At 67.7% G+C, this 11,231-nt stretch carries 6 protein-coding genes; 5 read left to right on the top strand and 1 reads right to left on the bottom strand.

Translation table 11 applies throughout. From position 1 onward, the window contains the following. Positions 1–102: 102 nt before the first annotated feature. Positions 103–1,947 carry a glutamine--fructose-6-phosphate transaminase (isomerizing) gene (glmS, locus tag ACFMO5_RS10935; RefSeq protein ID WP_376792787.1) on the bottom strand — a complete coding sequence of 615 codons (1,845 nt, stop codon included), beginning with the start codon at positions 1,945–1,947 and terminating at the stop codon, positions 103–105. A gap of 814 nt (positions 1,948–2,761) precedes the next feature. On the opposite strand from glmS, the gene ACFMO5_RS10930 reads away from it, so the two are divergent. From ACFMO5_RS10930 to gltB, 5 genes are all read left to right on the top strand, one after another. Beyond that, on the top strand, positions 2,762–4,246 hold the full coding sequence (locus ACFMO5_RS10930; RefSeq protein WP_376792786.1) for an FAD-binding oxidoreductase: 1,485 nt from the start codon (positions 2,762–2,764) through the stop codon (positions 4,244–4,246). After that, positions 4,246–5,502, top strand: a complete 1,257-nt coding sequence (locus ACFMO5_RS10925) for an FAD-binding oxidoreductase (RefSeq protein ID WP_376792785.1) — start codon at positions 4,246–4,248, stop codon at positions 5,500–5,502. Before ACFMO5_RS10930 ends, ACFMO5_RS10925 begins: the two co-directional genes overlap by 1 nt. A 111-nt stretch (positions 5,503–5,613) precedes the next feature. Further along, the gene (locus ACFMO5_RS10920) at positions 5,614–6,042 is read left to right on the top strand and encodes an HIT family protein (RefSeq protein ID WP_376792784.1); all 429 of its coding nucleotides are present in this window, start codon (positions 5,614–5,616) and stop codon (positions 6,040–6,042) included. A 165-nt stretch (positions 6,043–6,207) separates the two neighbouring features. Continuing rightward, positions 6,208–7,548, top strand: coding sequence for a (Fe-S)-binding protein (locus ACFMO5_RS10915; protein ID WP_376792783.1), 1,341 nt, complete (start codon positions 6,208–6,210; stop codon positions 7,546–7,548). A gap of 369 nt (positions 7,549–7,917) precedes the next feature. Then, the coding region (gene gltB, locus ACFMO5_RS10910) for a glutamate synthase large subunit (RefSeq protein WP_376792782.1) at positions 7,918–11,231 on the top strand (3,314 nt) is incomplete at its 3' end.

The following is an 11,231-nucleotide window of genomic DNA, read 5'->3' as shown; positions in this document are numbered from 1 at the left end:
GGGCCTTCGCCATCGGCAACGCCCGTGCCCGCATCGTCCCCCGGGGCCGCAGCCCGAAGGGGCCCACCATCACGATCGACCAGCGCCGGCCTTCCATCCGCGTTATTCCACCGTCACGCTCTTGGCCAGGTTGCGGGGCTGATCCACGTCACACCCCCGCAGCACCGCCACATGATAAGCCAGGAGCTGGAGAGGCACCACGGCCACCACGGGCTGCAGCCAGCGGGGAGCCGGTGGGACGGCCATCGCGCGGTCGGCGCGGGCCGCCGCCTCCCGATCGCCCTCGGTGATCAGCGCGATCACGGTGCCCCGCCGCGCCCGTACCTGCTCCATCTGGCTGAGCATTTTCTCATACGTTACCGGATCCCGGAGGGCCAAGGCGACCGTGGGCATGCGCTCGTCGATCAGGGCGATCGGGCCGTGCTTCATCTCCCCCGCCGGATAGCCTTCCGCGTGAATGTAGCTGAGCTCCTTGAGCTTGAGCGCCCCCTCCAGGGCGATGGGATACAGCAGTCCCCGCCCCAGGTAGAGGAAATCATCATAGCGATAAAAGGCCTCCGCCACCTCCCGCACCATCCCTTCACGATCCAAGACCTGCCCCAGCAGATCCGGGAGCTGGGCCAAGGCCTGGGCGTGCTCTCGGATCGCCTCCGCGGGCAACGCGCCGCGCAGCTCCGCCAGCCGCAGGGCCAGCAGAAACAGATCGACCACCGAGGCGGTGAAGGCCTTCGAGGAAGCGACGCCGATCTCCGGCCCGGCGTGCATCAGGATGCAGGCGTCGGCCATGCGATGGGCCTGGGAACCGATGACGTTCACGATGCTCCACAGCCGCGCGCCCCGCTCCCGAGCCAGCTCCATCGCCGCCAGCGTGTCGACGGTCTCGCCGCTCTGCGAGATCGCCAACACCACGGTGTCGGCGTCGAGCACCGGATCGCGATACCGGAACTCGCTGCCATAATCCACCTCCGTTGGGATGCGGGCCAGGGCCTCCAGGTAGAATTTCCCCACCAGGCCCGCGTAATAGGAGGTGCCGCAGGCGACGATGGCGATCCGGGAGATGCGGAGGGCCTCCTCTGGGGTTAGGGGGATCTCCTCCAAGACCACCCGCCCCCGCTCGAAATCGACCCGCCCTCGGAGGGTATCCGTCACCGCGCGGGGCTGCTCGTGGATTTCCTTGTGCATAAAGTGGCGGAAGGGCCCCTTCGCCGCCGCCACCGGATCCCATGGGATCGTGTGCACCGGGAGCGTCACCGAATGCCCATCTAAGGTCATCACGCGCACCTCGTCCCGGCGCACCACCGCCATCTGACGGCTCTCCAGGAAGAGCATCCGGCGGGTATGTTCCAGGATGGCCGGGATGTCCGAGGCGACGAACATCTCCCCCTCCCCCAGCCCGATCACCACGCCGCCGGCGTTGCCGATGCGGGCGGCGATGAGGCGGTCCGGGTGATCGGCGGAGAGCACCACGATGGCGTGGGCCCCTTTCAGGGCCTGGAAGGCCATGCGGGCCGCCGTCTCCAGATCCGCCCCCGCCCGGAGGTGGGCCTCGATCAGATGGGCGATGACCTCGGTGTCGGTCTCCGAGGCGAACCGATGGCCTTCCGCCTGCAGCGCCTGGCGCAGCTCCATGAAATTCTCCACGATCCCGTTATGGATCACGGCAACACGGCCGGTGCAATCCCGGTGGGGGTGGGCGTTGTGATCGGCCGGCGCGCCGTGGGTCGCCCAGCGGGTGTGCCCCATGCCGATCGGGCCGCTGGCCGGATCCGCCTCCAGCAGGTCGATCAAGGCCCGGATCTTGCCCGCCCGCCGGCGGATCTCCAGGCGGCCATCCTGGATCACCACCAGCCCCGCCGAGTCGTAACCCCGATACTCCAGCCGTCTCAGCCCATCGATCAGGATCGGCACCGCATCTCGATCCCCCACGTATCCGACAATTCCGCACATGGGAACCTCCTCTTTGTTTCGAAGGCATCTGAGAAGAGCGTTTGGGACGGCAAGGCCGCTTTGAACAGAAGGGCCGACCCATCGGTGTCCTTGGTCCCGTTGATGGAACAAAGCGGCCCATGTCCCTACGCAAGCCATACGCTCGCGGAGGGAACGCTTCACACCCCGCACGCCGGATCATGGAGGCATTGTTCGCCAAGCATGGGATGCGTGGTTCCATCCCTGGGCGAGGACGTCGCTTCCGAACGCCCTCATGGTGAGGACCATCGATGGGGCCGCCGCCGGCCGTTTTGTCCCACCGGTTGCCCGATGGTTTTGTCGGCCGGCTTCGGAGCGGGGGAAGTGGGGGCCGCGGCCGGGCCCCCGGCGGCATCCGCCGAACCTTCGATTTTCCCCGGCTGGCGCCGGGTTAGCCCCGCGTCTGCGGGGAACCGCCTCCCTCGTCACCCGCAGGTCCCTCCCGCGGGCCAGGCGCTCGCTTCCCCCGATTAGGCCGTTGCACCCTTCATCTCACCCTCCCCTATCATGGGATGCCGTTCTGAAGCTAAGTATAACAAACCTTTGCCGAATGGAGCACCGATGCAGGGACGCCTCCTGTGGGCGCCCTCATTGGGCAGGCACAAGGCCCGCCCCCACAAAATCGGCACCCACGTCCTTTGCAGGAGCATCCCCAAGGGGTGCCCCCACAACGCCGAAATCCCCTTGGGAAGGATCGTCCCCACCCGTTGAGACAACGACCGCCATTTGGGTTATGATTCATAGTAGGGAGCGATCATGGCTGGGCCATCCATCGGATCTTCGGAAAGGGGGCGTGGTGAAGCGAGCGCGCGTTCTTCAAGAGCTGCGGGAGGTTTTCGGGCCCCACGGGGTGCTTTGGGAGGATCACCATCTGCTCCTCTATGAATACGACGCCTCGATCGACAAAGGACGCCCCGACTTCGTGGTCTTCCCCACCTCCACCGAACAGGTCGTCGCCGCGGTCCGCATCGCGAACCGTTACGGGCTGCCCATTGTGGTGCGGGGCGCCGGGACCGGGTTGAGCGCCGGCGCGGTGGCCGACCAGGGCGGCCTGATGATCGTCACCACCCGTATGCGCCGCATCCTGGAGATCGACCCGGTGAACCTGCGCGCCGTGGTCCAGCCCGGCGTGGTGAACATCGCGGTCTCTCAGGCCGCCGCGGCCTACGGCTTGTATTATGCGCCGGACCCCTCCAGCCAGAAAGCCTGCACCATCGGCGGCAATATCGGAGAGAACGCCGGCGGCCCCCATTGCTTGGCCTACGGGGTGACCACCAACCACGTCATGGGCCTGGAGGTGGTGCTCCCGGACGGCGAGGTGATCGAGACGGGGGGCGCGATCTGCGACTGGCCGGGCTACGACCTCACCGGCCTGATCGTCGGCTCGGAGGGCACGTTGGGGATCGTCACAAAAGCGGTTCTCCGCCTGATGCCCATGCCGGAGGCCGTGGTGACCCTGCTCGCCGTCTTCGACACCGTGGACCAGGCCAGCGAGGCGGTGTCGGCGATCATCGCCGACGGCACGATCCCGGGGGCCATTGAGATGATGGACCACACGGCGATCCAGGCGGTGGAGAGCGCCAAGCGCTGCGGCTACCCCATGGACGCCGGCGCTGTGTTGCTGATCGACGTCGAGGGCCTGCCGGAAGGCTTGGAGGACCTCGCCCGCCATATCGCCCGCCTCTGCGAGCACTTCGACCCTCGCGAGGTTCGGATCGCCACAGACCCCGTTGAACGCGAGCGCCTGTGGTCCGGCCGCAAAGGGGCCTTCGGGGCGATGGGCCGACTGGCCCCCAGCTACCTCGTCCAGGACGGCGTGGTGCCGCGGGATCAGCTGCCGAAAGTCCTTCGTCAGATTCAGGAGATCGGCCAACGCTACGGCCTCACCATCGCCAATGTGTTCCACGCCGGCGACGGCAACTTGCACCCGCTGATCCTCTTCGACGAACGGGACCCCGAGCTCACCCGACGCGCTGTGGAGGCCGGGGCGGAGATCATTCGGATCTGCGTGGAAGCCGGCGGCACGCTGACCGGCGAGCACGGGGTCGGGCTTGAAAAGCGGGATCTCATGCCCTTGCTCTTTTCGCCGGCGGACCTGGAAGCGATGGCCCGCATCAAGGGGGCCTTCAACCCGGAGAACCGGCTGAACCCGTGTAAGATGTTCCCCTCCACCAAGATGTGTCTGGAAACGTGGAGCCACCGCAAGGCCCGGATGGCCGAGCCTATCCGCTATCGGAAGGCGCCGGCTCCGGCGGAATCGGAGGAGGAGCTGTGGATTTGATGGAACGCTATCGCTTGAACGGAATGGCCCCTCAAGCCGTGCGGCAACCGGAGACGGTTGAGGAAGCGGCCGAGGTTCTGCGGGAGGCCGCCCGCTCCGGATGGGCTGTGGTGCCCTGGGGAAGTGGCGCGCATCAAGGCTTCGGCCACACACCAACCCGCTATGACCTCGCGCTGGATCTGACGCGCCTCTCCCGGATCCTGCGCCATCGTCCAGCCAACTTGACCGTCCGGGTGGAAGCGGGGATCCGTCTGTCGGATCTCAACGCGGCGTTGGCGGAGCACGGCCAGTGGATTCCCCTGGATCCCCCTTTCGGGGATCAGGCGACCATCGGAGGGATCCTGGCGGCGGGCTTGAGCGGGCCGCTCCGGGCCCGCTACGGCACCGCGCGGGACCTGTTGATCGGCATCCGCGTGGCGCTGGCGGATGGGACGCTGATCCAATGTGGAGGCGAAGTGGTGAAGAACGTGGCCGGATACGATCTCCCCAAGCTGTTCCACGGGGCGCTGGGCACCCTCGGGGTGATCGTGGAAGCGGCGTTCAAGCTGTGGCCGCGGCCGAAGACGGAGACCACCTGGGCCTTCAGCTTCGCCCGGCCGGAAGACGCCCTGCCCCTGACCTTGGCCATGCTCCGCCACCCTGGGTTCCCGCTGGCGGTGGAAGCCCTGAACGGCCGGGCGTGGGAAGCGTTGCGGAGGGCGCTCCCGCTCCCCGAAGATCCCAGCGCCCGGATTTGGGTGTTGGTGCGGGCGGGGGGATGGCCGGCCCAGGTGGAACGCCTGGGGCGCGACGCGGCCGCTGCGGCCGAGGGAGCGCGCGTGCGGGAGCGCCTCCCGGAGGCGACCGCCATCACCCTCTGGCCCCAGGTCCCATCCATCGGGATCGTCGCCCCCGCAGAGGTCGAGGGGACGTTGGGGGTGCGTCTGGGGCTGTTACCCGCCCAGCTGGCGGAAGGCGCCAACGCGCTGGAGACAGCTTCAGAGATCCCCGTGGTCTGGCGGGCCCATGGGACGCTGGGTTTGATCTACGCCCGGGCGGAAGGGCCGCTGGAAGCGCTCCTCCAGTGGGCCAGCACCCTTCGATCGTTCGCCCTCGCCCGGGGTGGGCATTTCACCATCCTGGGAGGGCCGGAGCCAGTGAAGCAAGCCCTGGGCCTCTGGGCCCCCCTCCGCCCGGAGGTCGCCGTGATGCAGCGGATCAAGGCCCAGCTGGACCCCGAGGGGCGGTTGAACCCTGGACGCCTGGGGTGGGCGTAATAAATCCTTGTCTTGTAGGGCCCCCCACAAGGGGTGCCCCTACAGGGTAGGCCGTACCGGCCCCATGCCTTGCACCAGCCCGAGCGCGCATTGAATTCGTGAGGGCGAGGAATGAGCTGCACGTTCTGTCGTATCCTGCGCGGTGAGATCCAGGCATATGTGATCTTAGAGGACGAGATCTCCATTGCCTTCCTGGACCACCGCCCGCTGTTCCCGGGGCATTGCCTGCTGGTCCCCCGGGATCATTACGAGACCCTGATGGATCTGCCTCCGGACATGGTCGGGCCGCTGTTTCAGAACGCGCGTCTGTTGGCGCAGGCGATGGAGGTCGGCCTGGGGGCGGAGGGATCGTTCGTGGCGATCAACAACCGGGTGAGCCAGAGCGTGCCGCATCTCCACATCCATGTCGTGCCCCGACGCAAAGGGGATGGTCTACGAGGGTTCTTCTGGCCGCGGCATCGCTACGCCAGCGAAACAGAGATGATGGAGGTCGCTGGGAAGCTGCGCCAGGCGATCGCCTGTTTACGACAGGAAGTGTGATTTCCTCCTGACGGCCCGGGCGGCCGGGCCCTGTAATGCCATGTGGGAGATCGTACGTTGTTGGAAGGAGCTCGTTTGTAAACCTCAAGCTGCCAATCGGAAAATGGATGGCGCGATGACGCACGCTGGATCCTTCGCCTCCCTCATCTGAAGGAGGTTAAAAAGATGGCTTCTCCCATCGAAGCGTCTGTAGCGTATCGCCCTTCCCCAGCTCTGTTGGGGTTCACGTCAGACCATCCGCCGGATTACGCGGAAATCCTCCGTTGCACCCATTGCGGACTCTGCCTGAATCAGTGCCCCACCTTCCGGGTGCTGGGCTGGGAGCCGGATTCCCCCCGTGGGCGCATCTATCTGATGCGGGCCGTGGTCGAGGGGCGCCTGGAGATCAACCCGGACTTTCAGGAGCATATGGAGGTGTGCCTCGCCTGCCGGGCATGTCAAACCGCATGCCCGGCCACGGTCCAGTTCGGCCGTCTGGTGGAGGCCGCCCGCTGGCAGATCCGGCAGACCCTGCCGATGCGCCCCACCGAGCGGTTGCTGCGGGCGTTGGCCTTCGGCCTGGTCCTCTCCCATCCCACCGTCCTGAGCCTCCTCTCCCGCGGGCTCTGGATTTACCAATCCAGCGGGCTCCAGCGGGCGCTTCGAAGAACCGGCTGGATGCACCGCATGCCGCGCGCCCTTCGGACAATGGAAGGCATGCTGCCGGAGCGCATCCCGCTGCGGTTCTTGGCCACCGGCCGGGTCTATCCGGCGATCGGGGAGCGGCGGGGGCGCGTCGCCCTGCTGGCGGGGTGCGTGATGCGCACCCTGTTGGCCTCGACCCAGGAGGCCACCATCCGGGTCCTCACTCGCCAGGGGTTCGAGGTGGTGATCCCAAGCGGCCAGGCCTGCTGCGGCGCCCTCCACGTGCACGCCGGGGAGCGCGAACGCGCCCGGGCGTTGGCCCGACGGAACATCTCCGCTTTCATGCGGGAGGAAGCGGACGCCATCTTGGTCAACGCCGCCGGCTGCGGCGTAGCGATGAAGGAATACGGGGATCTGCTCCGCGATGACCCGCGCTGGGCAGAGGCCGCTCAAGCCTTCAGCGCCAAGGTGCGGGACGTGACCGAGTTCCTGGACGCCGTCGGCCTCCGGCCCCTTCCACGACGCCTATCCGGACGGATCGTCTATCAGGATCCGTGCCACCTCGCCCACGGCCAGGGCGTCCGGGCCCAGCCCCGGCGCCTGCTCCAGGCCGCCGGGCTGACGGTCCTCGAGCTGCCCGATGGGGATCTCTGTTGCGGCAGCGCCGGGATCTACAACGTGACCCACCCGGAGATCGCGGGCGCGCTGCTTGGAGAGAAGGTGGACCAAATCCGGCGGATGGCCCCCGAGCGGGTGGTGACCGCCAACGCCGGTTGCATGCTCCAGCTCGCGATGGGCCTCCGCCAAGCCGGCCTGACGATCCCAGTCCAACACGTCATCGAGGTCCTCGATGAAGCGGGGGGCGGGACCTCCGATACCTGACCCGAAAGGGCCGGGGGGCTTCCCCGCCGCCCTGGACGTTGGATGGATGGGAAGATCCTGAGGGCCGCGCAGGACGAGCGGTCGATCCTCCCTATGGCCTCTCCGCGTTGCTCCCACCTGCCTCACAGCGTTCCCACCAGCGTGCATCCTTCAGGCCGCGCCTTACCTTTCTCCCTCACCACCCCAAGGGTTCCCCTGGCACCGCCCCTCAAAATGGCCTGTTCAGGGGACCCAAAATGGCCCAAATGGGGGATGACAAGCTTGCCTGGTCTTCCCAAAATCAAGGGCAACCCCAGAGCGCAGAAGGAGAGGCGGCCGGGCACCGCTTCGCCCACCCTAATGGCATTTGCCCAACGCCGGAGGTGGACCGTGGGAGGATGGGAGCGACGGGAACGCGATGCGTGTGGGATCGGGTTGCTGGCCCGCCCGGGCGGGCCGGCGGACCACGAGCTGCTCACCATGGCCCTTCAGGCGCTCCACCGGATGTCGCACCGAGGGGCGACGGCGGATGATGGGTTGACTGGGGACGGCGCGGGGGTGCTCACCGCGCTCCCTCGCCGGTTGTTCCTTCGTTTCCTGGAGTCGCAACGGATCCGCCCGCCGGCCCCCACCCGACTGGCGGTCGGGACGATGTTCCTGCCTCCGGCGCCGGAGGCCCGAGAGGCCGCCCGGGCGCTGGCCCAGGAGGCTTTCCTTGGGGAAGGCTTCGCCCTCCTGGCCTGGCGCCCGGTGCCCATTCAACCGGCGGCGCTGGGCCCTCGGGCCCAGGCCACGTGTCCCTTCATCGTTCAGGCGATTCTGGCCGATGAGCGAGGGGACGCTCCGGAGGGGATCGACCGCCGTCTGTATCGCGCCCGTCGTCGGATCGAGCGCGCCGCGGCTGAGAAGAGGCTGGCGATGTATATCGCCTCCGTTTCCTCCCGCACCATCGTCTACAAGGCCCTCGTTCTGGCCCGTGACCTCGACCGGTTCTACCCAGATCTGAAGGATCCCGATTTCGAGACGGACTTCGTCATCTTCCACCAGCGGTTCAGCACCAACACCCTTCCGGCCTGGACGCGGGCCCAGCCCTTCCGAACCCTCTGCCACAACGGGGAGATCAACACCCTCCAGGGGAACATCAACAGCATGCGCGCCCGGGAGGCCGCCCTCGCCTCACCCGCATGGGGGGAAACGCTGGCGGATCTGCGGCCAATCATCGATCCCAACGGCTCCGACTCGGCGATGCTGGATAACGTCGTGGAGTTCTTGATCCACTCCGGCTATGACATCCGCCATGCCCTGCGGATGCTGATCCCGGAGGCCTGGGAGAAGTCCCCGGACCTCGAGGAGGCGGCCCGCGGGTTCTATGCATACCATCAGGGTTTGATGGAGCCATGGGATGGCCCGGCGGCCGTTCTATTCACCGATGGCCGCTTCGTCGGCGCGCTGCTGGATCGCAATGGCCTCCGACCGTTGCGGGTACTGCGCACCGTGGATGGCTTGCTCTACTGCGGCTCGGAGATCGGCGCCCTGGAGGTTCCCCCCGAGCGCATCCTCGAGCTGGGCCGCCTCGGGCCCGGCCAGATGCTGGCGGCCGACCTTCGCACCGGCCGGGTCCAGGGTCACGTTTCCCTCTGCATGGAGCTCAGCGCCCGCCGCCCATATGCGGAGTGGATCCGCCGCCACCGGGTGCGCTTTTCAGAAACCCCAAGGGCGCCCGCGCTATCGGATCCCGAATCCCTCCTCCGACGGCAGATCGCCTTCGGCTACACAGCCGAGGATCTGGCCCTGATCCTTCGCCCCATGGCCCGGACCGGCCAGGAGCCCATCGGATCGATGGGGGACGACACCCCGCTGGGGATGCTCTCCGAGTGGCCCCGGCCACTATATAACTTCTTCAAGCAGCGGTTCGCTCAGGTGACGAATCCGCCCATTGATCCCCTGCGGGAGACCCGGGTGATGTCCCTGACGGTGCTCCTGGGGGAGCGGGCCAATCTGCTGGCGCCGGATGAGCGAGCCGCCCGGTTGATCGAGCTGCCTAGTCCCATCCTCACCTCTGCCCAACTGGAGGCGTTGGAGCGCCTCCCGGACCCCGCCTTCCGATCCGCGCGCTTGCCCATCCGTTGGCCGATCCGCGAGGGGGCGGCCGGCCTGCGCCGGGCCCTGGAGGATCTGTGTCGGGCGGCAGAACAAACCATCGCAGACGGGTGTCACCTGTTGATCCTGAGCGATGAAGGGGTGGGTCCCGAACACGCCCCGATCCCGGCGCTGCTCGCCGTCGGCGTCCTGCACCACCACCTGATCCGAGCCGGCCTGCGGGCCCGGGTGAGCCTCATCGTGGCTTCCGGGGAGCCTCGCGAGGTGCACCACTTCGCGTGCTTGTTGGGCTACGGGGCTTCGGCCATCTGTCCGTATCTGGCGCTCGAGACGGTGGCCGCGATGGCCGCGCGGGAGCGCGAGGGAGGACGCTCGGAGGATCCGGAGGAGGCGGTCCGCCGGTACATCCAGGCGGTTGAGAAAGGCCTGCTGAAGGTCATGGCCCGTATGGGCATCTCCACCTTGGATGCATATACCGGCGCCCAGATCTTCGAATGCATCGGCCTGCAGCGGGAGTTGGTGGAATGGGCCTTCGAGGGGACCCCCGGGGTCTTCGGCCCGGTCGGCCTGGAGGAGATCGCCCGGCGGGCCCAGACCTGGCACCGGGCTGCCTTCGAAGCCGAAACCCTGGAACTCCCCTCCCCCGGCTTCTACAAGCACCGCGCCCGCGGGGAGTTCCACGCCCTGAACCCCGAGGCCATCCGCGCCCTCCAGGAGGCCGTCCGCACCCTGGATGCGTTGGGGGAAGGCTTCCCGCAGGCCTACCGACGGTATCGGGATTTCGCCGCCCACGCCCATCGGGAGCCGGTGGACCTGCGGGATCGATTGCGATGGCGGAGCGACCGAGCTCCGCTCCCCATTGAGCAAGTGGAGCCGGCGGAGGCCATCCTGCGCCGATTCTCCACCGCCGCGATGTCTCACGGGGCCCTCTCCCCGGAGGCGCACGAAGCCCTGGCCATCGCCATGAACCGGCTGGGGCTGCGCGCCAACAGCGGGGAAGGCGGGGAGGACCCGGCCCGCTATGGCACCGAACGCAACTGTCGGGCCAAGCAGGTGGCCTCGGCCCGCTTCGGGGTCACGCCGTACTATCTGATCTCGGCCGAGGAGCTCCAGATCAAGATGGCCCAAGGCTCCAAGCCCGGGGAGGGCGGGCATCTCCCGGCGACGAAGGTGACGCCGGAGATCGCGCGCCTGCGCTTCGCCCAACCCGGCATCGATCTGATCTCGCCACCGCCGCACCATGACATCTACAGCATCGAGGATCTGGCCCAGCTGATTTACGATCTCAAAGCCATCCACCCTCAGGCCCAGGTCTCGGTCAAGCTGGTCTCCACCGTCGGGGTGGGCGTGATCGCCGCGGGGGTGGCCAAGGCGGGGGCGGACATCATCCTCATCAGCGGGCACGCCGGGGGCACCGGTGCCTCGCCGTGGTCCTCCATCAAGAACGCGGGAATCCCATGGGAGGTCGGGCTGGCGGAGGCCCACCGGATGCTGGTCGCATGCGGGCTGCGGGACCGGGTGCGGCTGCGGGTGGATGGGGGATTGCGTACCGGCCGGGATGTTGTGATCGCCGCCCTGCTGGGGGCCGACGAGTTCTCCTTCGG

The sequence above is a fragment of the Thermoflexus sp. genome, from assembly GCF_042408365.1.
In the GTDB taxonomy this organism is placed as follows: domain Bacteria; phylum Chloroflexota; class Anaerolineae; order Thermoflexales; family Thermoflexaceae; genus Thermoflexus.
Note: the sequence above shows the minus strand (reverse complement) of the source record. Positions and strands in the feature narration are given on the sequence as shown.